At 68.7% G+C, this 24,694-nt stretch carries 24 protein-coding genes; 2 read left to right on the top strand and 22 right to left on the bottom strand.

Going from position 1 to position 24,694, the window contains the following annotated elements; genetic code table 11:
* Positions 1–69 precede the first annotated feature (69 nt).
* From RGI145_RS20980 to benA, 12 genes are all read right to left on the bottom strand, one after another.
* Entirely contained in the window at positions 70–1,398 is a 1,329-nt protein-coding gene (locus RGI145_RS20980; protein WP_208864043.1) for an MFS transporter, read from the bottom strand.
* A gap of 56 nt (positions 1,399–1,454) precedes the next feature.
* Positions 1,455–2,429 carry a Bug family tripartite tricarboxylate transporter substrate binding protein gene (locus RGI145_RS20985; RefSeq protein ID WP_237183349.1) on the bottom strand — a complete coding sequence of 325 codons (975 nt, stop codon included), beginning with the start codon at positions 2,427–2,429 and terminating at the stop codon, positions 1,455–1,457.
* A 2-nt stretch (positions 2,430–2,431) separates the two neighbouring features.
* Positions 2,432–3,388 carry a DMT family transporter gene (locus RGI145_RS20990; RefSeq protein ID WP_075800475.1) on the bottom strand — a complete coding sequence of 319 codons (957 nt, stop codon included), beginning with the start codon at positions 3,386–3,388 and terminating at the stop codon, positions 2,432–2,434.
* Positions 3,385–4,611 (bottom strand): FAD-dependent monooxygenase, encoded by a 1,227-nt coding sequence (locus RGI145_RS20995; RefSeq protein ID WP_075800476.1) that lies wholly within the window; start codon positions 4,609–4,611, stop codon positions 3,385–3,387. Before RGI145_RS20995 ends, RGI145_RS20990 begins: the two co-directional genes overlap by 4 nt.
* A 77-nt stretch (positions 4,612–4,688) precedes the next feature.
* Positions 4,689–6,038, bottom strand: a complete 1,350-nt coding sequence (locus tag RGI145_RS21000; RefSeq protein ID WP_075800477.1) for an MFS transporter — start codon at positions 6,036–6,038, stop codon at positions 4,689–4,691.
* A gap of 96 nt (positions 6,039–6,134) precedes the next feature.
* A complete protein-coding gene (catC, locus tag RGI145_RS21005; RefSeq protein WP_075800478.1) occupies positions 6,135–6,413 on the bottom strand; it encodes a muconolactone Delta-isomerase in 279 nt (92 codons plus the stop codon).
* Between the two features lie 20 nt (positions 6,414–6,433).
* A complete protein-coding gene (locus tag RGI145_RS21010; RefSeq protein WP_075800783.1) occupies positions 6,434–7,591 on the bottom strand; it encodes a muconate cycloisomerase family protein in 1,158 nt (385 codons plus the stop codon).
* A gap of 68 nt (positions 7,592–7,659) precedes the next feature.
* The gene (gene catA / locus RGI145_RS21015; protein ID WP_075800479.1) at positions 7,660–8,589 is read right to left on the bottom strand and encodes a catechol 1,2-dioxygenase; all 930 of its coding nucleotides are present in this window, start codon (positions 8,587–8,589) and stop codon (positions 7,660–7,662) included.
* A gap of 52 nt (positions 8,590–8,641) precedes the next feature.
* On the bottom strand, positions 8,642–9,436 hold the full coding sequence (locus RGI145_RS21020; RefSeq protein WP_075800480.1) for a 1,6-dihydroxycyclohexa-2,4-diene-1-carboxylate dehydrogenase: 795 nt from the start codon (positions 9,434–9,436) through the stop codon (positions 8,642–8,644).
* A gap of 1 nt (position 9,437) precedes the next feature.
* The gene (benC, locus tag RGI145_RS21025; RefSeq protein ID WP_075800481.1) at positions 9,438–10,481 is read right to left on the bottom strand and encodes a benzoate 1,2-dioxygenase electron transfer component BenC; all 1,044 of its coding nucleotides are present in this window, start codon (positions 10,479–10,481) and stop codon (positions 9,438–9,440) included.
* A gap of 18 nt (positions 10,482–10,499) precedes the next feature.
* Positions 10,500–11,030, bottom strand: a complete 531-nt coding sequence (gene benB / locus RGI145_RS21030) for a benzoate 1,2-dioxygenase small subunit (RefSeq protein WP_075800482.1) — start codon at positions 11,028–11,030, stop codon at positions 10,500–10,502.
* Between the two features lie 10 nt (positions 11,031–11,040).
* The gene (benA, locus tag RGI145_RS21035) at positions 11,041–12,393 is read right to left on the bottom strand and encodes a benzoate 1,2-dioxygenase large subunit (RefSeq protein WP_075800483.1); all 1,353 of its coding nucleotides are present in this window, start codon (positions 12,391–12,393) and stop codon (positions 11,041–11,043) included.
* A 157-nt stretch (positions 12,394–12,550) separates the two neighbouring features.
* Between benA and RGI145_RS21040 the strand changes: the two genes are divergently transcribed.
* Complete coding sequence (locus tag RGI145_RS21040; protein WP_418314514.1) at positions 12,551–13,576, top strand: LysR family transcriptional regulator; 1,026 nt, start codon at positions 12,551–12,553, stop codon at positions 13,574–13,576.
* A 284-nt stretch (positions 13,577–13,860) separates the two neighbouring features.
* Here the strand turns inward: RGI145_RS21040 and RGI145_RS21045 are convergent, their stop codons facing one another.
* The 5 genes from RGI145_RS21045 to RGI145_RS21065 form a co-directional block, all read right to left on the bottom strand.
* A complete protein-coding gene (locus RGI145_RS21045) occupies positions 13,861–15,120 on the bottom strand; it encodes an MFS transporter (RefSeq protein WP_075800484.1) in 1,260 nt (419 codons plus the stop codon).
* A gap of 79 nt (positions 15,121–15,199) precedes the next feature.
* Positions 15,200–16,339, bottom strand: a complete 1,140-nt coding sequence (locus RGI145_RS21050) for a WD40/YVTN/BNR-like repeat-containing protein (protein ID WP_167668387.1) — start codon at positions 16,337–16,339, stop codon at positions 15,200–15,202.
* Positions 16,340–16,374: 35 nt separating this feature from the next.
* Positions 16,375–17,229: an alpha/beta fold hydrolase gene (locus tag RGI145_RS21055; protein ID WP_075800486.1), complete on the bottom strand. Its 855-nt coding sequence runs from the start codon at positions 17,227–17,229 to the stop codon at positions 16,375–16,377.
* Between the two features lies 1 nt (position 17,230).
* Positions 17,231–18,457 carry an acyl-CoA dehydrogenase family protein gene (locus tag RGI145_RS21060; protein ID WP_075800487.1) on the bottom strand — a complete coding sequence of 409 codons (1,227 nt, stop codon included), beginning with the start codon at positions 18,455–18,457 and terminating at the stop codon, positions 17,231–17,233.
* Positions 18,458–18,476: 19 nt separating this feature from the next.
* Entirely contained in the window at positions 18,477–18,986 is a 510-nt protein-coding gene (locus RGI145_RS21065; protein WP_075800488.1) for a flavin reductase family protein, read from the bottom strand.
* Positions 18,987–19,105: 119 nt separating this feature from the next.
* Here RGI145_RS21065 and RGI145_RS21070 point away from each other — a divergent pair, with 119 nt between their 5' ends.
* The gene (locus RGI145_RS21070) at positions 19,106–19,564 is read left to right on the top strand and encodes a MarR family winged helix-turn-helix transcriptional regulator (protein WP_075800489.1); all 459 of its coding nucleotides are present in this window, start codon (positions 19,106–19,108) and stop codon (positions 19,562–19,564) included.
* A gap of 168 nt (positions 19,565–19,732) precedes the next feature.
* Here the strand turns inward: RGI145_RS21070 and RGI145_RS21075 are convergent, their stop codons facing one another.
* The 5 genes from RGI145_RS21075 to RGI145_RS21095 are packed head-to-tail and all read right to left on the bottom strand — an operon-like array spanning position 19,733 to position 24,651.
* Complete coding sequence (locus tag RGI145_RS21075) at positions 19,733–20,155, bottom strand: Rieske (2Fe-2S) protein (protein WP_237183352.1); 423 nt, start codon at positions 20,153–20,155, stop codon at positions 19,733–19,735.
* Positions 20,152–21,270 carry an amidohydrolase family protein gene (locus RGI145_RS21080; RefSeq protein ID WP_075800490.1) on the bottom strand — a complete coding sequence of 373 codons (1,119 nt, stop codon included), beginning with the start codon at positions 21,268–21,270 and terminating at the stop codon, positions 20,152–20,154. Before RGI145_RS21080 ends, RGI145_RS21075 begins: the two co-directional genes overlap by 4 nt.
* Positions 21,267–22,331, bottom strand: coding sequence for an amidohydrolase family protein (locus tag RGI145_RS21085; protein ID WP_075800491.1), 1,065 nt, complete (start codon positions 22,329–22,331; stop codon positions 21,267–21,269). Before RGI145_RS21085 ends, RGI145_RS21080 begins: the two co-directional genes overlap by 4 nt.
* Positions 22,328–23,587, bottom strand: coding sequence for an MGH1-like glycoside hydrolase domain-containing protein (locus RGI145_RS21090; protein WP_075800492.1), 1,260 nt, complete (start codon positions 23,585–23,587; stop codon positions 22,328–22,330). Before RGI145_RS21090 ends, RGI145_RS21085 begins: the two co-directional genes overlap by 4 nt.
* Positions 23,584–24,651, bottom strand: a complete 1,068-nt coding sequence (locus tag RGI145_RS21095) for an ABC transporter ATP-binding protein (protein ID WP_075800493.1) — start codon at positions 24,649–24,651, stop codon at positions 23,584–23,586. The genes RGI145_RS21090 and RGI145_RS21095 overlap by 4 nt, the downstream gene beginning before the upstream one ends.
* Between the last annotated feature and the right edge of the window lie 43 nt (positions 24,652–24,694).

Here is a 24,694-nt window from a genome sequence, read left to right on the forward strand (position 1 = left end):
GTTTCCGGACCTGGAACGTGATGCCGCGCGCCGCGCAATATCATGCGCGATGAGGAGGCAGGGTGCTTGTCAGTGCGCGGCGGAGACACCACTCGACCGTGCCGGGGCGTGGCGCGGCTGGATGATCGCGACGGCGAGTGCGGCAACGACCAGCGGCAACGCGAGTGCGAGATAGTAGCCGGAAGGCCCACCAACCTGGAGGAGCCAACCGCCTGCCGCCGAGCCGATGATTGCGCCGGAGCGACCGATGCCGATGGCCCATCCGGTCCCGGTGGCCCGCAACTCCGTGGGATAAATCCCGGAGACGAGATAGTTCAGCGCGATCTGCTGCCCTCCGATGCCGAAGCCCGCCATGGCGATCAGGATGAAGACCAGCGTCCAGTTCTCGCCGCTTGCAGCCAGGCCGACGCATAGGGCGATGCCGAGAACGAACATCGCGAGAAGGATGCGCCTTGCATCCATCTTCGGCAGGATGAAGGACAGCGGGATGGCGAAAAGGATGAAAGCCGTGTTCACCACCACCGTTCCCATCGCGGCCCTCTCCGCCGGCAGGCCGGACGCCGTCAGCACCGTGGGTAGCCAGAGCAGCAGCATGAACCAGGCGATCCAGTTGAAGAGATAAGTGGTCCAGACCGCGAGGGTCGCTGTGCGGTAGGCGGGGACCAGGAGGCTGCGGACCGAGCCACGCTCTCCCTTGGATTGGACGGCGAAGGAGGTACGCTCCGGCAGCGGTCGGCCGAGGAGGCGCTGCACCAGCCGCCGGCTCTTCTCCGCATCGCCGTCTCGGCCCCGTGCGACCAGGAACTGCGGCGATTCAGGCAAGAGGACGAGGCAGAGCAGCGCCAGCGCCAGTGGAAGCGCACCGCCGACGAGGTAGATGCCTTGCCAGCCGATGAGCGGCATCCAGCCCGAGGCGAGCAGGCCCCCGAGCACGGCGCCGCCCGGCAGTCCCAACAGCACGCCGGTCAGCACCGCACCGCGTATCCGGGCCGGGCTGTACTCGGCGGCCAGGGCCAGCAGGACCGGTGTGGCGCCACCCATGCCGAGGCCGGTGAGGAAGCGCAGTACCACGATCTGCCAGGGTGCGCCGGCAAAGGCGATGGCCAAGGAGAAGAGGCCAAAGAGCAGCATCGCGCCGATGATAGCCATGCGCCGGCCGATCCGGTCGCCGAGGGTGCCCAGCAGCATCGCGCCCAGCGCCATGCCCAGCGTACCGGAAATGAAGATGTAGCCCATGTCGGCGGAGGTCATGCCGAAGGCCCGGGCAATCGCCGGGCCGGTATAGGCGATGCACTGTGTGTCGAAGCCATCCAGCGCGGCGACCAGGAAACAAAGAGCGAACACCTTCCACTGGCGCCAGCCTATCGGCTCCGCGTCGATCAGTTCCTGAATCGTCATCTGTCTCGCGAGCATTCGTTTCTCCCTGCAATTAGGTGTTGTCGGGGGCGGATCGTTCAGTCGGGCTGGATCGACAGTTCCCGCACCAGATCCTTCCAGCGCGCGGTTTCCTGGCGCAGCAGGCGGTCGAGGCTTTCGGCGTCGCCATCCATGGGCTCGGCGCCGATGCCGGCGAGGCGGTCGCGCATGGCGGGGTCCCGCAGGGCGCCTGTCACGGCGGCTTCCATCCTGCGCCGCCCCTCCAGCGGCAGGCCGGCCGGGGCCAGCATGGCGAACCAGGGATCGAGCGCGTAGCCAGCGACCCCGGCCTCGGCCAGTGTCGGCAGGTCGGGCTGGGCGGCGATACGCCGGCCGGTGGTCACCGCCAGGGCCCGCAGCCGGCCCGAGGCGAGCTGCGGCGCCGCCGAGGTCAGGCTGTCGAACATCATGTCGACCCGGCCCGTGACGAGATCGGACAGGGCCGGACCGGAACCCTTGTAGGGCACATGGGTCAGCTCGGTTCGGGATAGCGCCGCGAAGAGGGCACCCGCGAGATGGATCGAGGTGCCGCTGCCTGCGGAAGCATAGGTCAGCACGCCCGGGGCGCGGCGCGCGGCGGCGATGACATCGGCCGGGCTTTCCCAAGGACTGTCCCGCGGCACCACGAGCAGGTTCGGTACCACCGCGACCGGGGCCACAGCGGCGAAGTCGCGCAGCCCGTCATAGGGAAGATGAGGCGAGAGCGCCGGGTTCACCGCATACGCCATGGAGACCATGAGCAGCGTATGCGCGTCCGTGCTCTGCGCCGCCGCCGCCGTGCCGATCGTCCCGCCGCCGCCGGCGCGGTTCTCGACCACCACGGGCTGGCCGAGCGTGCCGACGAGGGTCGGGGCCAGGAGGCGCGCCATGGCGTCGATGGCCCCACCCGGCGGGAAAGGCACGATGAGACGGATCGGGCGAGTGGGCCAGGCGGCCTCGGCGAAGGCGAAGCCCGGCCCGCAGGTGGCCATGGCGAGGGCCGGGAGGGCGCGCAAGAGGGAACGGCGCTGCATGGTCATCGTCCTGAGAGGGAGGCCGGAGCGGCCCTTCCGGACCGGTTGGGGGCCTGGGCGACGCGGGGAGCAGAAGCGGGGGCGGCAGGGCTGGCCAGAGCGACGCCCAGGCCGGCGAGGCCCATCCCGGCGATCTGGAGGAGCCCAAGGCTTTCACCGAACCCCAGATAGGCGATCAGCGCGGCGGCCGGCGGCACGAGGTAGAACAGCGAGGCCACGCCGGACACGGCACCCCGCCGGATCATCCGCAATAGCAGGCCGATGGCGCCGACCGAGAGGCCGAGGACACCCCAGGCCAGCCCTGCCCAAGCCTGCCAAGCCCAGTTGAAATGGAATTCCCCGGCCGCCACGGCGATGGGGGCCATGGCCAGCGTGGCGCCCAGGAACTGGACGGCCGCGCCGGCCCGCAGGTCGCCGCCCGCGCCGGTGCGCTTCTGCAGGATCGTGCCCAGGGTCATGGCCAGGGTGCCGCCCAGGCAGACCGCCAGCGGCAGCAGCGGCAACCCGCTGGGACCACCGTCACCCGTCACGGCCAAGCCCGGCGCGAGGACGAGTGCCGCCCCCGCGAAGCCGAGACCGATGCCGAGCCAGCGGCGCGGCCCGACCGCCTCACCCAGCAGGGAAATGGCTAGCGCGGCGGTCAGCAGTGGCTGCAGGCCGCCCACCAGCGCGGCGATCCCCGCCGGCAGGCCGTGGCGCACCGACCAGAAGACGCCGAAGAGATAGGCGCCCTGCATCAGCACCCCGCACAGCAGCGCGGCACCCCAGGCGCGTGCCGAGCGGGGCCATGGGGCGCCGGCGGCCAGGGCCAGCAGGGCGAAGACGACGGCGCTCAGGGCGAAGCGCAGGGTCAGGAAGGCCAGCGGCTCCGCATAGGGGCCGACGAAACGCGCCAGCACGAAGCCGGTGGCCCAGATACCGACGAAGAGGAGCGGCGCGATGCCGTCGAGCCGGTTCACGCCGCCCTGGCCCGTGACAGGGAAGGTCCGGACGGCCCGTCCACCGATCGCAGGGCGTCGAAACCGTGGATCCAGCCGAAATCCTGGGGGAAGCGCGCCACGCGCCGGTCGCGCTCCGCCAGGCCGGGCCCGTCGGGCAGGTGCAGCAGCGCGTTGGTGACCCAGGAACTGCGCTGGATCTTGCGCGTGCGTGCCCGGCGAAGCGCCTCGTAGCGCGGCAGGACCGCCTCCATCGCCTCGCTACGGCCCAGGAGCTCCGCCAGGGTCAGCGCATCCTCGATGGTGGTGTTCGCGCCCTGTCCGTGATGGGGCAGCATGGCATGCGCGGCATCGCCCAGCAGGACCGCCCGCCCGCGCGACCAGCGCCGCAGCGGCCGGGTGACGAAGAGACCCCAACGCGCGTGGTGTGTGGCGGCACCGATCATCTCGATCACGGCGGGGTGCCAGCCCTGGAAAGCCGCCAGCGCCTCCTCCCGCGAGGCCTCGTCCAGCCAAGCGTCGCGGCGCGGCCAGGGGCAAGGCCCCTCGGTCACGGCGAAGAAGTTGACATGCCCGCCGTCGCCGCCGATCGCGTAGTGCAGGAGATGCGCCGCCGGCCCCATCCAGAACTGTATGGCCCGCGGGTCCGGCAGTGAAGGCAGGCGGTCCACCGGGACGATGCCGCGGAAGGCGCTGGTGCCGGAATAGAGGGTCTCCTCGCGCCCCGTGACCCAGCGGCGCAGGACCGAACGGACGCCGTCGGCGCCGATCGCCAGATCCGCCTCGGCCACGTGGCCGTTGGCGAAGCCCAGGCGCAGCACGGGCCCCGCTTCCTCGACCGAGGTGAGGCGGTACCCCAGATGCAGTCCCTCCCCGCCCAGGGCGCCGCTCAGGACCTTCTGCAGGTCGGCGCGGTGGACGCCGAAATAGGGGGCGCCGAACCGGGCGCGGTAGGCACCGCCCTCGCACACCGGATGCGCGGCGATGCGGCGGCCGTCGTGCCAGTCGCGGTAGATCAACTCCGTCGGTTCGGCGGACACGGCGCTCAGCGCCGGCATCAGCCCCAGCCGGTCCAGTTCCCGCGTGGCATTGGCGGACAGCGCCACGGCCGCGCCGATCTCGGCCAGGAACTGGGCCTGCTCGTAGACCTCGGCCCGCAGCCCACGCTGGCGCAGGGCCAGCGCCAGGGTCAGGCCGCCGATCCCGCCACCGACGATGGCGATGCGAGGGTGCTTCTGAGCCATGATGGGGAGGCTTCCTTCCATGAGGTACCGCGCCGCGTCCCGATCGGGCCGGAACGCGACGCATCGGCTGGCGGGGCTCAGGCCGCGGGGCTGACCGTCACCGCGGCGGCGGGGGCGCGGGCCCTGACGGAGGCCATGGTGAGCATGGCCAGGGCCGCGATGAAGGCCGGCACGGCGGCGACGCTGAACACCGTGTCGAGGCCCCAGCCCAGGGACAGCAGTACCCCACCCACCATGGAGCCGAGCACGGAGCCGATCCGCCCCACCGCATTGGCCCAGCTCACCCCGGTGCCGCGATTGGCGGTCGGGTAGTAGGCAGCGGAGAGGGCGTTGAGCCCGACCTGCGCCCCGGCCACACCGAAGCCGGCGCCGAAGATCGCGAAGACCAGCAGGGCGGGCTGCGCCGTGGTGCTGCCGAGCAGGGCGACGAAGCAGCCGGCCAGGAGATAGGAGGCCGCCAGCACGCGGTGCGGCTCGAAGCGGTCCATCAGCCGGCCGATGATGATGGCGCCCACCGTGCCGCCGGTCGCCAGCGTGGCGGCCATCAGCGAGGCATTGGCGACCGAGAAGCCCGCCGTGGTGATCAGCAGCGGCAGCCAGGAGGAGAGCAGGTAGAAGACGAGCAGACTCATGAAGAAGGCCAGCCAGAGCAGCAGCGTGCCCGTGGCCAGCCCGCCACGGAAGAGCTGCGCCACGGGCGAGCCCTTGGGCCGACGGATGCCGGTGAAGACGGCGCCATCCAGCGGGGCGCCGGGCGCGATGCGGGCGAGGATGGCGGCGACACGGGAGGCCGGTGCGTCCCGCAGCACCAGGTAGCGCGGCGATTCCGGCAGCAGCGCCCAGAGCACCGGCACGAGCAGCAGCGGCAGGAGGCCGCCCAGCGCCAGGAGGCCCTGCCAGCCATAGGCCGCCACAATATGCGAGGCGGCGAGCCCCGCGGCGGCGGAGCCGATGGTGAAGCCGCAGAACATCAGCGTCACCAGCGTGGAGCGCCGGCGCTCGGGGCAGAATTCCGAGGTGAGGGTGATGGCGGCCGGCATGGCGCCGCCGAGGCCGAGTCCGGTGACGAAGCGCAGCGCCACCAGGGATTCGACCGAGGTGGCGAAGCAGGAGGCCAGGGTCGCCGCGCCGAAAAAGGCGGTGGCGCCGAGCAGCACGCGCTTGCGCCCGATCTTGTCCATCAGCGGGCCGAAGAGGAAGGCGCCGACCATGAGGCCGAACAGCCCTGCACCGAAGAGCGGGGCGAGCTGCGCCGGCGTCACGCCCCATTGCGCGCGTAGCGCCGGAGCGATGAAGCCGATGGCCGCCGTGTCGAAGCCGTCGATGGCCACGACGAGGAAGCAGAGCGTCATGACCATCCCCTGGAAGCGCGAGACGGGATGGGTGTTGATGAGATCCTGGACGTCGATGGATCGTGCGGTGGTCATTACCGGAAGTCCTCCTGTTTGGGGATTATCGTTGTCATCGCAACCGGCAGTGGCCACGCCGCCACTCCGCAAACGGAGGCGACGGCGCGGGGGACGTCACGCGATCGAGGAGGGATGCCTCGCAAGCGGCGTGACGGTGATCTGCATGAAGGGGAAGAGGGGCAGGCCGGAGAGGATGGCGTGCAGCTCGTCGTGATCGGCCACGTCGAAGATGCTGACATTGGCGTAACGGCCGGTGACGCGCCAGATATGCGGCCACTTGCCCTCGCGCTGCAGCTTCTGGGAGACGGCTTTCTCCTCGACCTTCAGGCGTTCAAAATCGTTCCTGTCCACGTCGTGCGGCACGTGGATGTCCATCTGGACGCAGTAGAGCATGGCAACCGTCCTTGTGTGGTTCAGGCGCGTGCGTAGCGGCGCAGCTTGTCCTGATCGAGGGTGACGCCGATGCCGGGACCGGCGGGAAGATGGATGTGGAAGTCCTCGAAGCGTAGCGGCTCCGTCACCAGGTCGTCGGTGAGGATCTGCGGCCCGAAATGTTCGCAGCCCCAGGCAAGGCTGCGCAGTCCGGCGAAGGCCTGCAGATGCGCCGCGGCGCCGACGGAGCTTTCCAGCAAGCAGCCGCCATAGAGGCCGATCCCGGCGGCCTCGGCGACAGCGGCAACCTTGCGAGTGTTCAGCAGGCCGCCATGCTTGACCAGCTTCAGCGAGACCACGTCGGCCGCGCCGCGCTGCGCCACGGCCAACATGTCATGCGCCGAGAAGACGCATTCATCGGCCATCAGCGGCACGGTGGAACGGCGGCGCAGCCGCGCCAGTCCGTCCAGGTCCCAGGCCGGCACGGGCTGTTCCACCAGCGTGATACCGAGTTCCGCCAGCATCGGCAGGCAGCGCAGCGCCGTGGTCTCGTCCCAGGCCTGGTTGGCATCGACGATCAGCGTCGCGCGGCCTTCCAGTGCCTTGCGGAGATGGCGCAGCCGGGCCAGGTCGGTCTCCGGCGCCTGCGCGCCGATCTTGACCTTGAAGGTGTTGTGCAGGCGCGCGGCGATCTTCCGCTCCGCCTCATCGGCCTCCTGCACGGGGTCGCCCGAGGCCAGGGTCCAGAGTACGGGCACCCGGTCGCGCACCACGCCGCCCAGCAGCAGCGCGGCGGGGATACCGAGGGTCTTGCCCACCGCATCCATCAGCGCCGTCTCGATGGCGGATTTGGCGGCGGTGTTGCGCTTGGCGGCGGCATCGAGCTGAATGCCGATCAGCTCGAAGCGGTCCGCCGGCAGACCGGCGATGGCCGGGGCAAGATAGGTGTCGATGTTCGCCTTGATGCTCTCGACGCTTTCCTCGCTCCAACGTGGGCCACCGAGAGTCGCGGCCTCGCCAATGCCGGTGACGCCGTTGGCCAGCTTCACCTCGACGATGACATAGCTCTGGGCAGTGACGGACAGGGAGGAGAGCTTGTGCCGTCGCACCGTGGGCACATCCACGATGGTGCTGCGGATCGAGGCGATGGCGAGGTCACGCCGCAGGTCGGCCGGGGCGGTGATGGGGCTGTCGAGCATGGGCATAACCTTGGATGGGGAAGGCCGTGGGGACCCGGCCGCCACGATGGGACGGCCGGGCGGCGGCATCACGCGGCTTCGGCGTGGACGCGGTGGATCTCCGTGCTGGGCGCGGCCACCGCGTCGCGGTTGAGCACGAAGTCGAAGGTGATTTCGGCGAAGGGCGCGTTCAGGCCGCGCTTGTGCACCTCGGCCGGCTCGTCGATGCGGCGCACCGGCGGGATCAGCTCGTCGCGCGTGGCGAAGGCGAAGTCGTCGTGCAGGTACTTGTCGCCGTCGATGTTGATCTGCGTCGTCAGTTTGCGGAAGCCAGGCGCAGTGACGAAGAAGTGGATGTGCGCCGGCCGGTTGCCGTGGCGGCCGAGATGGTTCAGCAGCTCCTGCGTCGGTCCTTCCGGCGGCAGGCCGTAGCCCGAGGGCAGGATGGAGCGGAAGCGGTAGCGGCCCTCGGCATCCGTCTCGATGCGGCGGCGGAGGTTGTACTTCTCCTGCGACGGATCGAAGAAGGAATAGCCGCCCAGGGTGTTGGCGTGCCAGACATCGACGATGGCGCCCGCCACCGGGTTGCCCTCCGCGTCCCGCACCTGGCCGTCCATGAACAGGACCTCGCCTTGCTCGTTGCCGTCGTCGAGCCGGGCCTCGCCCTTGCAGAGCGGCGCACCGGCAATGTAGAGCGGCCCCTCGATGGTGCGCGGCGTGCCACCTTCGATGCCGGCCTTGCGCTCGGCCTCGTCCATGCGGATGTCAAGGAAGGTCTCCAGCCCGAGCCCAGCCACCAGCAGGCCGCCCTCGTTCGCCTGACCCACCCGGGTCAGGTAGTCGACGGCGGACCAGACCTCGTCCGGCTGCACGTCGAACTCCTGGATGATCTTGAAGACGTCGGCGACGACGCGGTTGATGATCTTCTTCATCCGCGCATCGCCGTTGGCCTGCTCGAAGCCGCTGAGCTTGGTCAGTAGCGTCTGCACCTCAGGCATCTTCATCACGCTGTCGGTCATGGTTCTTTTCCTCCTGCTTGGCCGCCGGAGCGGCGACGGGGTTGGGGATGTGTCAGCCGGGATCGCCGCCCGAGACGGGTAGGGTGACGCCGGTGATGTAGGAGGCATCGTCCGAGGCCAGGAACAGGATGGCGGCGGCCTGCTCCTCGGTCGTGCCGTAGCGGTGCATGAGGCTGGAGGAGAGGGTCTGCTCCACGATCTCGCGGAACCAGGCCTTCTCCTGCTCCCCGATCTCCTGCGGGTTGCGCGGGATGCGGCGCGGCGGCGCCTCGGTGCCGCCGGGAGCGATGCCGCAGACGCGGATGTTGTGCGCGGCATATTCCATGGCGAGGCAGGCTGTGACGGCGTTCACACCGCCCTTCGCCGCCGCATAGGGCACGCGGTTGACGCCGCGCGTGGCGATGGAAGAGAGGTTGACGATCACCCCGCCCTTCGCCGCGATCATGGCCGGCAGCACGGCACGGCAGCACCAGAGCGTCGGAAAGAGCGAGCGGCGGATCTCCGCCTCGATCTGTGCCTCCCCATACTCGGCATAGGGCATGGCCCAGATCGTGCCACCGACATTGTTGATCAGGATATCGACGCGACCGAAGCGCTCCTGCGCCCGCTCGATGGCGGAGGCGGCACCGGCATAGCTTTCCAGATCCGCGGTAACGGCCAGGGCCTTGCCGCCCTCGGCCTCGATCTCCTGCCGCAGCTCGGCGACCAGTTCGGAACGGTCCACGAGGACGACGCTGCCGCCCTCCCGTGCCAGCCGCAGCGCCGTGGCTCGGCCGATGCCTTGCGCCGCGCCGGTGACGACGGCGACCTTGCTGGCGAAGCGGCCTTCGTAAACACGCGTTCCCATCTCAGGCCGCCTTCCGATGCGATTCGCCGGTCGCCGTCACGGCGCCGCTGGGCGAGAACTTCTCGTAGTAGAAGTTCGCGGGTGTGATCCCCTGCTCGGTGAGCCAGCCACGTACCGCATCCACCATCGGTGGCGGGCCGCAGAGGTAGATGTCCACGTTGCCGTCGTTCAGGCGCTCCGGCTCGATGTGCTGCGTGACATAGCCCTTGCGCGGATGGGCGCTGGCCTCGGCCGCGACACAGGTGGCGAAGGTGAAGCCGGGGATGCTGGCGGCATAGGCCTCCAGCCGGCCCAGCTCCACCAAGTCCGCATCGTTGGTCACGCCGAAGACGAGATGCACCGGATGTCCGCCCGTCCCGGTCTGCTCCAGCCGCCCCAGCATGGCCAGAAAGGGCGCCAGGCCGGTTCCGCCTGCCAGGAAGAGCACAGGCCGGCGCAGGTCGCGCAGGTAGAAGCTCCCCGAAGGGCCCACGATGTCCATGAGCATGCCGGGCTGCGCCTGCTCACGCAGGAAGGTGCTCATCCGGCCTTGCGGGATGTCGCGGATGAGGAAGGAGAGGACGTCCGATCCCGGGGTGGAGCTGAAGGAATAGGAGCGGCGCTCCTCTGTTCCCGGCACCTGCACGTTCACGTACTGGCCGGCCAGGAAGGTGATGCTGCCGGCGCCTTCGAGCGAGAAGGCGATGGTGGTGTCGGACAGGCGCTCCACCTTCGCCAGGCTCGCCTCGAAGCGCTGGCCCGCCGTCTTGCAGACTTCCGAGGAGGCGGCGATGCCGACCACGCAGTCGCTCTTCGGCCGCATCTGGCAGGCCAGCGCCAGGCCCTCCGCCGCCTCCTCCTCGGTCAGCGCATCCTCGATATAGTCGCCGCCGTCATAGGTGCCCGCTTCCACGCGGCACTTGCAGGTGCCGCAGGCGCCGTCGCGGCAATCGAGCGGGATGTTGATGCCGGCGCGGTAGGAAGCATCCGCGACGGTCTCCCCGGTGCCGCAATCGATGAAGCGGGTGACACCATCCTCGAAGTTCAGGGCGATCCTGTTGCTCATCATGTCCTCCCCTTCGATTCAGATGTGGTAGATATCGACGACGTGGTGGATGTAGTCGTTCTTCAGGACGACCTTCTTGCGGGTGATCAGCGGCTGCGCGCCGCTGGTGTCGAGCGTATAGAAGGAGGTACCGAAATAGGTGTCGGTCGTCTTGTAGCGGAAGCTGAGATTCACCCAGTTGAAGCGCAGGCGACATTCGCCCGGCGTCTGCTCCAGGATCTCCACATTGCTGATGTTGTGCGAGGTGCGCGGCTCCGGCAGGCTGGTGGCGCTGGAACGTTCCGTGCGGATGCGGAAGACGCGGTCCTGCAATCCGCCCTTGTTGCCGTACCAGATCAGCGAGATCTCCGACTGCGGGTCCTCGGTCAGTTCGTCGTCGTCATCCCAGGCCGGCATCCAGAATTCGACATCCGGCGCATAGTGGGCGAGCCAGCCATCCCAGTCGCGATCGTCCAGGCAGCGTGCCTCACGATACAGGAACTGGCGGATATCCTCGGCGGAGAGCGTCTTCTGCTCCGTGGCGGACGGAGCTTCGAGCGTGATGGACATGGTTTCCTCCTCAGCCCTTCGCCGCTTCCTGGGCCTGGGCCTGGGCCTTGCGCATCTCGTCGCGCCAGTATTCGTGCTGCAGCACGAAGAGGCCCTCGTCCTCCGTGCGAAGGCCGCTCATCAGCGGCTTCAGCCCGATCGCGTCGGCGGCCTCGTCGGCACCTTGGATCCAATGCGTCGCGCCGCGGCACATGTCGTTCCAGCGGGCGTTGCGGGCCATGTAGGACATCTGGCAGGCACGGAACTCCTCCAGGTCGTCCGGCGTCGCCATGCCGGAGGCATTGAAGAAATCCTCGTACTGGCGGATGCGATGGGCACGCGCCTCGGGCGCCTCCCCCTTCGGCGCGATGCAGTAGATGGTGACCTCGGTCTTATCCACGGCAATCGGTCGATAGGTGCGGATCTGCGAGGAAAACTGGTCCATCAGGTAGACGTTCGGGTAGAGGCAGAGATTGCGCGAACGCTGCACCATCCAGTCCGCGCGCGCCTGGCCGTACTGCGCCGCCAGCTCCTCGCGCCGCTCCCAGTTCGGCCGGTCCTGCGGATTGGCCCAGTTCGTCCACAGCAGCAGGTGGCCGTGCTCGAAGGAGTAGAAGCCGCCGCCCTGCTTCGCCCAGCCGCCGGCATCCATGGCGCGCACCTTGTCGCCTTGTTCCTGCTGCTTGCGCTGCTGCGTCGTGGCCGCGTAGTTCCAATGGACCGAGGAGACATGGTAGCCGTCGGCGCCGTTCTCCGTCTGCAACTTCCAGTTGCCGTCATAGATGTAGGAGGAAGAGCCGCGCAGCACCTCCAGTCCGTCCGGGGACTGGTCCACGATCATGTCGATGATCTTCGCCGCCTCGCCCAGATGATCGGCAAGCGGCAGGACATCGGGATTCAAGCTGCCGAAGAGGAAGCCGCGATAGGCTTCGAAGCGCGGCACCTTCGTCAGGTCGTGCGAGCCGTCCTTGTTGAAGCTCTCGGGATAGCCTGCGCCCTCGCCGTCCTTCACCTTCAGCAGCTTGCCGGAGTTGTTGAAGGTCCAGCCATGGAAGGGACAGGTGAAGCTGCTCTTGTTCGCCCGCTTGTGGCGGCACAGCATGGCGCCACGATGGGAACAGGCATTGATGAAGGCGTTCAGCTCGCCATTGCGGTTGCGAGCGATGAAGATGGGCTGCCGCCCCATATGCGTGGTGAAGTAGTCGTTCTTGTTCGGGATCTGGCTCTCATGCGCCAGGTAGATCCAGTTTCCCTCGAAGATGTGCCGCATCTCCAGCTCGAAGAGGGCGGGGTCCGTGAAGATGTCCCGTGCCACACGGTAGGTACCGGCGGCGGCATCGTCTTCCAGGGCGGTATCGATCACTTGCTGCACGGAATCGAGCATCGTTTGCCTCCTTGTATGTTCTGGTTCTGATCCCGGATGCCCAGTGCGGGCGTCATGTCGCCGGCGGCTCCCGGTCGCACGCCGAGGCCTGCATGGGAGTGCTAGGCCGGGATGGGGGGATGCGGGATGTCGGGGCGGAAAGTGGGCCGAAGACGCGATGGCGGCTTTCCGGACGATACCTGGACCATTATTTTCCTCCTGCTTCGGCAGTTATTCACCGTGTGCAGCGCAGCAATCCAAGACTGAATCAGTCTTCACCATACCCAGGAGGTATCAACTGGAACTCCGGCAGATCCGCTATTTCGTGGCCGTGGCGCGCGAGCGGAACTTCACCCGTGCGGCGGAGCTGCTGCACATCGCGCAGCCGCCGCTGAGCCGGCAGATCCAGCAGCTGGAGGATGAGCTGGGCGTGGTGCTCTTCGAGCGTGGCACGCGGCCGGTCCGGCTCACCGATGCGGGACGGGTGCTCTTCGGCCAGGCGGTGCAGGTGCTTGAGGTCGTGGACGAGATGAAAGCGATCAGCCGCCGCCTGCAGGAAGCGGAGAAGCTGCGCCTCGGCATCGGCTTCGTGGCCTCGACCCTCTATGGCCGGCTGCCGGAGGTGATCCGCGCCTATCGCGCCGCGCGCCCGCAGGTGGAGCTCACGCTGCTGGAGCTGAACACTCTGGACCAGATCGCTGCCCTGAAGGACGGGCGCATCGATGTCGGATACGGACGCATCCCCTTCGACGAGCCAGCCGTGGAGCGCACGGTGCTGCGCAACGAGAGGCTCGTGGCCGCTCTGCCGCTCCACCATCCGCTGAGTTTGCTCGAACGGCCGCTACGCCTCTCGGAACTGGCTGAGGCGCCGCTGATCGTCTATCCCAAGACGCCCCGGCCCAGCTTTGCCGACCAGGTTCTGGCACTGTTCCGCGACCACGGGCTGCGCCCCGCCATGGTGCACGAGATGCGGGAATTGCAGACGGCGCTGGGGCTGGTCGCAGCGGAAAGCGGCATCTGTCTCGTCCCGGCCTCGGTCGAGACGCTGCGGCGCGACAACGTCGCCTATCGCCCGATCAAGGAGAAGGCGGTCTCGCCGGTGATCATGAGCACACGCAAAGGCGACCGCTCGCCAGAGATCGCCCTGCTTTTGCAATTGGTGAAGGACATCTACCGGCGGGAGGGCATCGCGTTCGGCATCTGAGCAGCCGTGATCTCCGGCGATGACCGTAACCACGTCCGGTGAGTCTAGATTTCCTCACACAGACTGCCATGGCGGGATACAAACAGATCATCCGGGAGGTCTTCCAACGAAGAGGCGCGCCTTAGCTCCTGGCTGCCGGCGCCTTGGGCGTCGGCAGCCTGTCCATTCCTGCTGTCCATGCCCAGGGTTCCTGCGCCCATACCCGCAGCACTCTACTCGGCTGGACTGGCTCATCCCTGTCATAGCCGACCCCATGGTCGGCCATGACCGAGTAGTTGAGCTGCTCAGTGAGACAGGCCTTGCGGAGCAATGGCCCCGTCGGTCTGCGGAATACGTGCCGGAGGCGGGTAGATGTAAGGCCCAAGCACCAGAAGCAGTGCAGAAGCGGCGATCAGCAGCACCTCAAGCCCGACGAAGGCTGTCTCGTAGGAACCCAATGCCTGGAAAGTCCAGCCCAGCGCGCCCGCCCCGGCCGCCTGCCCCAGCATGACGAAGGAGAACATCGTACCGTGCAGCGCCCCGAAGGCACGTGTGCCGAAGTAGCGGCCGATGAGGAAGGACATCAGGTCGATCTCGGCGCCGATACCAAGGCCCAGCAGCACTGTTCCTACCAGGGGCCAAGGATAGGCGGCCTCGCTGCCCAGGAGCAGCAACCCAGCCAGGGGGCACAGCAGGAAGAAGACGCCGATATAAGGGGCGAAGATGCGGTCCATCAGCCAGCCGGCGAAGAGACGCCCGACGATCAGCGCCAGCCCTGCCCCGGTCATGGCGGTCACCGCGATGGCGGGCGGGATGCCGCGATCGGTCAGCATCGGCACCACATGCACCAGCGTGCCGTTGATGACGAAGGCGGCGATGCAGAAAGCCGCGACCATGGCCCAATAGCGCCACATCCGCGCCGCCTCGGCGAAGCTGGTGCCAGAACTGCCCGCGCCATGCATATGCGGTGCCTCCGCTGCCGTCGGTTCGCGGACCACCAGCAGAGCTGGCAGGAAGGCCAGGACCATGATGCCGACGCCGAGCCCGACATAGCCCAGCCGCCAGCCCAGGCTGCGGATCATGAATTCGGAGGCCATGGGCACCAGCGCCGTGCCCATTCCCACGCCCGCCAGCGTGACGCCGAGAGCCAGGCCGCGCTGCCGGTCGAACCAGCGCGTGACCACCTTGGAGTAGGATGTCGGGTTTTGCCCGACACTGCACAAGCCAGCCAGGGCATAGAGGAAGAACACCATGGCCGGGGAGGCGTTGAGAAGGCACATCGCTGTCGTGGCGGCCGCGAATAGCACGATGGAGACCAGCAGCGGGCGCCGCACGCCATGGAGGTCGAGCAACCGGCCGAAGAAGGGCGTGGCCAGCGCTGCCATGAGGTTGGAGACGCCGATGGCCGCCGCCATGGTGCCGCGCCCGAAACCCAGCTCCTGCGAGACGGGCTTGAGGAACACTCCGGCGGCAAAGACGTTGATGGAGCCCTGGCCAACGATCAAAGCCAGCGCCGAGGCCAGCGCGATGCTCCATCCGCGCCGGTTGCTTCCTTCCTTGAACATGTCCGTTCCCTTTGGTTCTTTCTTGCGGATGACCGCGCCCGCTCCGCTCTACGGCGGATGACGGGCGCGGCTGGTGTCGTCAGACCTCGACCTTGCCCATGCGATCCTTAGCCGCATCGAAGAACATCATGTCGTCCACATTCGCGATGCGCGGGCGGCCCTTGGCGAGGCCGCGGTAGAAATCGCCCTTCGACACGGGTGCGACCTCAGCGATCATGCACCAGGTCTCTCCACCGTCGCGGCTGGCAAAGACCTGCCCATCCGTATCGGCGGCATAGAGGGCATAGCCGTCGGTCCAGGCCTCCAGCGTCAGCCCGCCCCACATGGCGCGCTGTCCGTTCGGCAGACCCCCGAGCAGCGTCGTCCAGCTCTTTCCGCCATTGGTGCTGCGGGCGATGCGACCCCGGGCGCGGCCCAGCCTGTACCAGTGCGGCGGCCAGCCCACCGCGCCGCCGACAAAGATCAGGTCCGGCTGATCGGGATGCGCAACCATCGGCTCGGGGTAGTCGAGCTCCGCGGCGAAGGCGTTCCGCTGCCAGGTGGCACCGTCGTCATGGCTTTCCATCATGCCGACCAAACCATTGGAGACGATGATCCGGCCGGGCCGATCGGGATGCACGGCGATGCGGTGCATGTCCACTTCGGCCGGGTCTGGGTCCACCGGCAGGGCGCGGAAGCTGCCGCCGCCGTCCTCGGAGACCAGCAGCGCGCCCACCTCGATGCCGACATAGAGGCGGTCGCCCTGGATGACGATCTCCTTCACATGGCCCTGGTGCGGCGGCGGAGGGAAGAACCAGCGATGCGCGTCGGGCACCTCGCGCAGCGCGGTCAGTTCCGACCAGCTTTCCCCGCCGTCGCGGCTGATGAACAGCGCGGCGGGCATGGTGCCGGCGATCAGCACCTCCTCGCCCCGCAGGCGCCCACTGCGAATGGCCCAGGCGTCGAACTGCGTGATGCCGTTGTTGACGAAGCGCCAGCTCCGCCCCGCATCGTCGCTGCGCGCGATGCCGCAGCCGTGGGTGGCGGCGAAGAGCCGGCCGTCTTCGAGCTGCGTCAGTCCGCTGACGAAGATTCCCTCCAGCGCGCGGCCGCGTAGGAACCAGTTCTGGGCGCTCTTGCTCTCCAGCAGGAAGACGCCATCGACCGTGCCGATGGCCATGCTGCCGCCGGGAGAGGCAACGCGATGCGCGTTCTCGCCTCCATTGGAGATCAGAATCATTCCTGTGTTCCTCTCGTTCTTCTTCCAGGCGGCATTCATGTCACGGCTTCCCCGGCCAGGGCGCGGCGGCGCACGAAGCCCAGCAGTGAGCGTCCCAGCGTCCCGGCATCCAGCCAGTCCGTCATCGGCACGATGTCCACGTCCTGGTGCCGGGTCTCCAGCTCATCCAGTTCCGCATCCGGCATGATGCCGGCCAGCAGCAGGCCCGTGGCGCGGGAGTGAGTGTTGTCGTTGCCAGGCACGATGCAGGTGGGTAGATCGAGCTGTCGCAGCTCCGTCTCCGTCGCACCCAGGATGGGCGTGTGCAAGCCTTGCTCCAGGCTGTCGCGCCACCGGCGCATGACGCGGATGAAGCGTTCGGGCGGGATCGCGAGCAGCGTTTCGGCGCGGGCAGGTTCCGCTTCGACCAGATCGCGGAAATGGTCGGTGCGGATGACCTCGGCCATGCCGCCGCGCTCCGCCGCCTCGATGAAGATCGTGTAGTAGCGTCGTGCCAGGCGGCGGACGGCGAATTCTCCCCCGGTCGGCCGCATCAGGAACAGGGCGCGAGCAATGCCCGGATAGCGCAGCGCCATCAGGATCGACATGCGGCAGCCAGAGGAGGAGCCGGCGAGGATGGCCCGCTCCGCGCCCAGCTCCCGCAGCAGCGCCATGGCATCGTCCGCCCAGACTTCGAACTCGCTCGCCGTGTCCTCGATGGAAACGCCGGAGCGGCCGGTGTTGCGGCGGTCGTGCAGCAGGACGCGGCAGCCGCCATCGGCCACGACGGCTGCGATGCCGCGCATCTCGTCCAGGCTGCGGCGGCCGCCCGGGGAAAGCATGACCCAGGGACCGTCCTCACCCAGAACTTCGTGATACAGGCGAGTGCCGCGGATGGAGGCGAAGGGCATGTCAGTACTGCCCCTTCGGCTCAAGGCCCAGGGCGAGCTGCCCGGCCATGCTGCCCACCGCGTCCCAGTTCAGGCTGATATGACGGGCGACCGCGTTGACGTCGCGCCAGGCGCGCTGCACCGGATTGGAAAGGTCCAGCCCCTGGCCGCCGGTGGAGGCGTTCAGCGCCTCCGCCGCACGCAGTGCGAGGCTGGTGGCGAAAGACTGGCCCCGGCGGCTCGCGATGCGGTCCTCCACCGAGATCTCCTCGCCGGACCGGGCAGTCTCGGCGCGGGCGCGGAGATCCCTCAACAGGATTTCCCGGGCGGCATCCACCGAAGCGGCCGCTTCGGCGACACGCAGCTGGATGGTGGGGAATTCCGCCATGCGGTTGCCGCCGCCAGCCACGGCGCCCCGCGTGATGCGATGGCTCGTCATGTCGAGATAGCTTTCCAGCGCCCCGCCGGCAGCCCCGACCGCCGTGGCGGCGAGACAGGACGGGATGTTGCAGAGCATCGGCATCGCGTAGAGCGGCACGTCATGGAAGTCGCGGCCGGGGGTCCTGCCGGTGCCGGTATCCCGCACCCGCAGCACGCGGTGAGCGGGCACGAAAGCATCCTCCACCACTACGGTACGGGAACCGGTGCCGGCGAGGCCCACGGCATGCCAGGTGTCATCGATGGTGAAATCGGCCTTCGGCACCAGCAGGAAGGAGAGCACAGGCGGCTCGCCCTCGGCACCGTCAGGGACGAGCACGGAGCAGATGGCCCAGTCGGCGGCGTCGCAGCCGCTGGCGAAGGCCCAGCGGCCCGTCAGGCGGAAGCCACCCTCGACAGGCCGCACCTTACCGGTGGGTGCATAGGAGGCGCAGGCAGTGGCATCGGGGTTTCCGTCCCACACATCGCGCTGCGCCTCCTCGGGAAAGCTCGCGATCAGCCACTGGTGCGCAGCCAGCAGGCCGCAAGCCCAGCCGGTCGAAGGGCAGGCACCCGCCACATCCATGATGAGATCGGCGAGGATGGCGAAGTCCTGCTCGAAGCCGTGGAAGGCATGCGGTTGCACGGTGCGGAACAGCCCGGCCTCGCGTAGGGCTGCGACGTTCTCGTCCGGAATCTGGCGCCGCCGTTCGGCTTCCGCTGCGCGGGAGCGGATCTCCGGCAGGAGATGGCGGATGGCGGCCTTCAGCACGGTAGGGGTGTTCCCCGCCTGCTCGTGCAGGGCGCGGGGCGCGAGGGAGATCTGGTTCATGGGGGGCTTTCTCCGGTCGCTAGGCGGCGGGCGCGGTGACGCAATAGCCGGCATCGTGGTAGAGAAGGGGCGAGCTGCCTTCGCACAGCTCCGCCTTCTCCACTTCGCCGACGAGGATGAGATGCGTGCCGTAAGGGACGGCGGCGGCCTTGCGGCAGAACAGGTTGGCCTGTGCGCCGCGAAGGAAGGGCACGCCGTCCTCGCTGTTCTGCCATTCATCCCCATCGAAACGACGCTCGGGCGGCACACCGCCGCTGAAGGCGGCGGAGACGTCGCCCTGGCTGCTGTGCAGCACGTTGACGCAGAAGCGGGGTGCCCGCAGCAGGATGTCATGCAACAGGGTTTGCCGGTGGATGCAGACCAGCAGCGATGGAGGCTCCATGGAGAGCGAGGTGACAGCGGTGGCTGTCATGCCGTGCCGGCGCGCATGGTCGCAGGCGGTGACGACCGTCACCGTGGATGCGAAGCGCCGCATGGCAGCGCGAAAGGCAGCGTGCACGCCAGGGGGCGTGGCAACAGGGGACGTCATATCTTCCTCCGGAATGCTTGCTTGGCGCAGGTCTTTCCGGCACGCACGCTAACTGCATCGCCTTGATATTTGCAAATGCAAATTTTGCTATTGCATGTTTTTAACGCCGAGGGCCTCGCATGTACCGGCTGACCGAATCCTTCCCCTATCTCGTCAACCGCGTGGGCGTGCGGGTGGGGGAGGTCTTTTCCCGTCGGCTGGAAGCCTATGACGTGACCCTGCCGATGTATCGTGTGATGGCCGCGCTCCGGATGCAGGGCGACCAGCGGCTGGGGGATCTGGCCGAGGTGACATCGGTGGAAATGTCCACCCTTTCGCGTCTGATCAGCGCGATGGTGGCGAAGAAGCTCGTTTCCCGCCAACGACCGGAGGACAATGGCCGCGCGGTGGAGATCAACCTGACGGCGCAGGGCAGGACCCTGGTGGAAGAACTGATGCCCCTGGCCGTCCAGCACGAGGCGCTGGCCCTACGCGGCTTCACCCGCGAGGAGTCGGAGCGGCTGAAGCGCGATCTCGTGCGTGTCTTCGAGAATCTGGTCGCCTTCGAAGCCGAGATCGGTGAATCGAGCGGCGGGTGATCGCCCTCGGATGATGGGGGACATGAGTCAGCCCCGTGCTGAGGACCGGCGAGGTCGTCGTGGCAGAGACGACTGCCCACGGCCCCGGACAGGGTTCCTCAGGCGATGCAAATCCGGGAGGCCATGCGGGAATGGCACCACCTGCACGAAGGCTCCGGTCGAGGAGCTTCAGACCTCCACGTAGATCTGGCCCTCATCCGTCGTCCCGACCGGGACCGTGGTCGCGGGTGGTCTCTCGACCAAGCTGTCCCGGCCCGTGATCCCCGCGGGATAGCTGCGCGTCCGCAGCTTCTGGGGCTCGGCCCTGGACAGGCCGGTACGGATGTCGAACTCCCAGCCATGCCAGGGGCAGCGCAGGATCTCGCCCTCCCGCGTATAGCGCATCTGGCCGGGCTCTGCCGGATCGGCCTCGACGAGCCCCAGCGCGGTCCCATGGCACAACTCGCCTCCTTGGTGCGGGCAGCGGTTCAGCAGGCCGAAGAGATCGCCCCCCAGGTTGAAGAGGATGATCTTCTTCCCCGCTGCCTCCACCAGCAGGCGCCCCCCTGGCGGCAAGGCGGTGACTGGGGCGACCAGGTAGCGAGTCATCATGCCGCCCCGTAGAGCGCTCGTGCATTGCCCAGGAACAGCGCGTTCCGGGCCGACTCCTCCAGGCGCACTGGCAGTGACCATTCCGGGGCGTCGAAGTCCCAGTGCGGGTAGTCAGTGGCGAAGAGCAGCCGGTCGATGCCGATCCAGTCGATCACCTCGTTCAGGTGGTGGCGCCGCTCCGGCTCCTCCATCGGCTGGGTGGTCAGCCAGACATGACGGCGGATCACCTCCGAGGGGGCGCGGGTCAGGTGCGGCACCTCCTCGCGCAGGCGGGACCAGTGCTTGTCCAGCCGCCAGGCGAGGGCGGGGAGCCAGGCGAAGCCGGCCTCGATCAGCACCAGGCGCAGGCGGGGGAAGCGCTCGAAGACGCCCTCGATCACCATGCTGGTCAGCAGCGCCTGGCAGCACTGGGCATGGCCGACCATCTCCTCGATGTAGAAGGAGGGCCAGCCGCCGCCGGTCACCGGGTAGCCGCCATAGCCGAAGGCATGCACGCCGATGGGCAGGCCAGCCTCCTGCGCGGCGGCATAGACGGGCCAGTAGCGGCGCTGCCCCAGCGGCTCGGCGGTGCGGCTGAGGAGGAGGACCTGCACGAAGTCCGGATGACCCGCCCAGTGCGCGATCTCGGCCGCGGCCGCCTGTGGGTCCTCGTAGGGAACGACGACGGAGGCCTTGAGGCGGCGGTCCTTCGAGGTCCATTCCGCCACCTGCCACTCGTTCAGCGCCCGCGAGAGCGCCGCGCTGAAATCCAGGTTCTGCGCCGCCGCGGCCGCCGGGGCGATCACGTTCAGCACGCCCAGCGCCACGTTGTTCGGGTCGAGGTGCTGCGCCTGCATGAAGCCCAGGTCGCTGCCCGGTCGCCCGCCGGGCGGCCAGGAATCCCGCCGCGCCGCGTCCGGCTGGCCCTTCGGATAGGCCGGGCCGGACTGATAGCCATGGCGCGGCAGCATCCCGAAGGTGTCCATGTGCCTGCGCCATCGCTCGGATAGGTAGGGTAGGATGTCCCGCGCCTGGGCTAGGCAGGGATGGATGTCGCAATCGGCGATGGCCGGCTTGCTCACCAGTTTCCCTTGGGGGGCGGCTCCTGCCACCGGGTCGCGGAGCTCGACGTTCATGCGAAAGCCTCCTCCAACCGAGGATAGGTGGCGCGCGGGTTCTCCACCGCAATCTTGCGCGCCAGGGATTTCGGCAGCGCCGCCGGCAGGGCGTCGTCGCCGTCGAACTGCCAGTGGGGGTAGTCGGTGGAGAAGAGCAGGAGGTCCTCCGATCCCATCTGCTCGATCACCCGAAGCAGGTCGGAGGCCACGGGCGGCCCGTCCACCGGCTGGAGGGTGAAGCGCACCTGCTCGCGGATGATCTCCGGCGGCGGGCGGTCCACCCAGGGGATTTCCATCCGCAGGCCCCGCCAGTACTTGTGCAGCCGCCAGAGATAGCCGGGCAGCCAGGTGAAGCCGCTCTCGATCATCACCACACGCAGGCCGGGGAAGCGGCCGAAGACGCCCTCGCAGACCAGCGAGGTGAGCTGCGTCTGCATCCCCTGCGCCTGGTTCACGTAGTCCTCGGTGTAGTAGGAGGGCCAGCCGATCGGCGTGACCGGATGGCGGTAGGCGGAGCCGGCATGGATGCCGATGGGCAACCCGTGCTTCTCGGCCGCCGCGTAGATCGGCCAGTGCTGCCGCTTCCCCCAGGGCGCGTCGTGCATCGCGGGCAGCAGCACCTGCACGAAGCGGCGGTCGGCGGCGCAACGCTCGATCTCCGCCACCGCCAGCTCCGGGTTCTGCACCGGCACGGTGATGGAGGCGCGCAGGCGCGGGTCGCGGTCCAGCCATTCCTTCGCCATCCAGTCGTTCACCGCGCGGGCGAAGGCGGCGGCCATATCCTCGCTGAACAGCACGGTGACGCCGTAGAGCACGTTGCAGATGGCGAGGCTGGTGCCGAACCCGTCCAGCGCCTGGGTCTGAAGCTGCACGAGGTCGGAACCCGGCTTGCCCGTCGCGGGCCGCCAGTCGGGCCGGGCGGTCAGCGGGCTCCGCAGCGGATAAGCGATGGTGTCCAGCTCATGCACCCCGCGCTCCGCCACCATGTCGCGCCAGAGCGGGTCGAGATGCGGCAACAGCGCCTTGAGCGACGGCACTGCCGGGTGGATGTCGCAGTCGATGGCCCCGGTGGGGATCATGCCTCCCCTCCCCCCAACAGCAGCCAGATGGCGGCGGTCCAGGAGAAGGTGCCACCGCCGATGCCCTGCCCGGTCAGCGGGTCGAAATATTCGCTGAACCCTTCCGCCGCGATCAGCCCGCGCGTGTCGCCCGCCACGCGCCCGGCCATCGCCTCCTGGCCACAGCGGCGGAAGCCCTCGGCGACCATCCAGTTCACCACCGCCCAGATCGGCCCGCGCCAGTAGCGCAGCGGCTCGAACAGCGCGTCGCCCGGATCGGTGGAGGGCACCAGCGCCCGAACCGATTTGCCCCAGCCCTCCAGCGTCCCGGCCAGCGCCGCCGCGTGCCGCGCCTGCCCGGCGAAGAGCGGCAGGAAGCCGGCGGAGCCGCGGAACGGGATGGACTCACCCGAGATCAGGTCGCGTGGCAGGTAACAACCCCTCCCCTCGTCCCAGAGCGATTCCAGCGCCGCCTCCATCCGGGCGATGCGGGCGGCGATCTCAGCCGCCTCCGCCGGCGTGCCGAAGCGGGCAGCGAGTTCCAGCAGGTCCTGCTCGGCGCGCAGCAGGATGGCGTTGGTGCCCACATCGGCGACGCGGAAGGGCGAGGCCGCCAGCATCCGCCCCGGCTCCCAGCCGGCATCGCGGAACACCTCCACCAGATGGATGAAGCGCTGGTAGTCGATGGCGCGCGGGCGGAAGGCGGGATCGACATGGCTGGTGTCGCGGCGCCGGATCTCCGTGCGCGTCGTCACCGGCACCCGGTCCAGCGCCCGGTCCCAGGCGGGGCTGTTGTCCATCCCCGTCTCCCAGGGATGCAGCGTCGCCACCAGTCCCGTGCCCGCCGGATCGCGCGCGGCGGCCCACCAGCGGTGGCTGTCGCGCAGGCGCGGGTAGATCGCGGCCATCCGCGCCTCGCCCGCCTCCGTCGCATCCGCCGCCAGCACCCGGTGCGCGGCAGTGGCCAGCACGGGCGGCTGGGTAATGCCAGAGGTCGGCGGGTCGCGCCGGATGCCCCAGACCTCAGGGCCGGGGAAGTAGTCATCGGAGGGTGCGTGGAAGACGATCTGTGGGACCAGCCCGTCCTCCCATTGGCCGCGCAGCAGCCACGCGATCTCCGACCAGGCGCGGCCCGTGTCGAAGGTAGCGAAGCCCATGGCGACGAAGGCCGAATCCCAGTTCCACTGGAAGGGATAGAGTCGGTCCGTCGGTACGGTGTAGCCGCCCCGGTCATTGTCGCGCAGCACCCGCCGCGCCGCCTCGCTCCGGTCCATCATGCTCCCTCCAGGGACTGGCCTGTCTGCGCATCCATCCAGTTCAAGCGCTCCGGATGCGGGCGCAGGTGAAGAACGCGGCCAGGGGAGAGATCCGCCCCCGGTCCACCGGTTTCATAAGGGACGACCACGCGCATCGGCTGCCCCGCCGCATGGCCCGTCAGCAGGACATGCGAGCCGAGCGGTTCAGCCACCCTCAGGGTGAAGCCGAAGCCCTGGCCCTGCGCCACGGGCGTCAGGTCCTCGGCGCGAAGGCCCAGCAGCACCTCCTCCTCTGCACCCTGCGGCGCCGGGAGCGGCAGTTCCGCCAGCATCACCTGTCCGTCCCGCACGGGCAGGCGGAGGAAGTTCATCGGCGGACTGCCGACGAAGCCGCCGACGAAGCGCGAGCGCGGACGGTGGTAGATCTCCGAGGGGCTGCCGATCTGCTCGATGCGCCCGGCCTGCATCACCGCAATCCGGTCGGCGAGACCCATCGCCTCGGTCTGGTCATGGGTGACGTAGATCGTGGTCGTTCCCGCCTCCGCCAGCACGGATTTCAGCTCCGCCCGCATCTCCAGGCGCAGCAATGCGTCGAGGTTGGAAAGTGGCTCGTCCATCAGCAGCACCTCGGGCTCCACCGCCAGGGCCCGCGCCACCGCCACGCGCTGCCGCTGCCCGCCGGAAAGCTGGCCGGGATGGCGGGAAAGATAGGGCTCGATGTGCAGCAGGGCCGCCGCGCGCTCGACCTGGCGCTGCACGCGCTCCTTCGGCGCCTTCGCCATCCGCAGACCGAAGGCGACATTCTCGAAGACCGTCAGGTGCGGAAACACCGCGTAGTTCTGGAAGACCATGGCGAGGCCCCGCCGCCTTGGCGGCAGGTCGGACACGTCGCGGCCATCGATGCGGACGCGCCCTCCCGTCTGGCTCTCCAGCCCGGCGATGATCCGCAGCAGCGTGGTCTTACCGCATCCCGAGGGGCCCAGCAGTGCCAGGAACTCGCCGTCCCGCACCTGCAGATCCACCGCCTGCAGGGCCTGGACGGCGCCGAAACTCTTGCGGATGCCGTCGATCTCGATGGTCGCCATGATGTCCTGTCCGGTCTCACGCGCGATGGGCGCCGGTCGCCGC

The organism is Roseomonas gilardii (assembly GCF_001941945.1).
Taxonomy (GTDB): domain Bacteria; phylum Pseudomonadota; class Alphaproteobacteria; order Acetobacterales; family Acetobacteraceae; genus Roseomonas.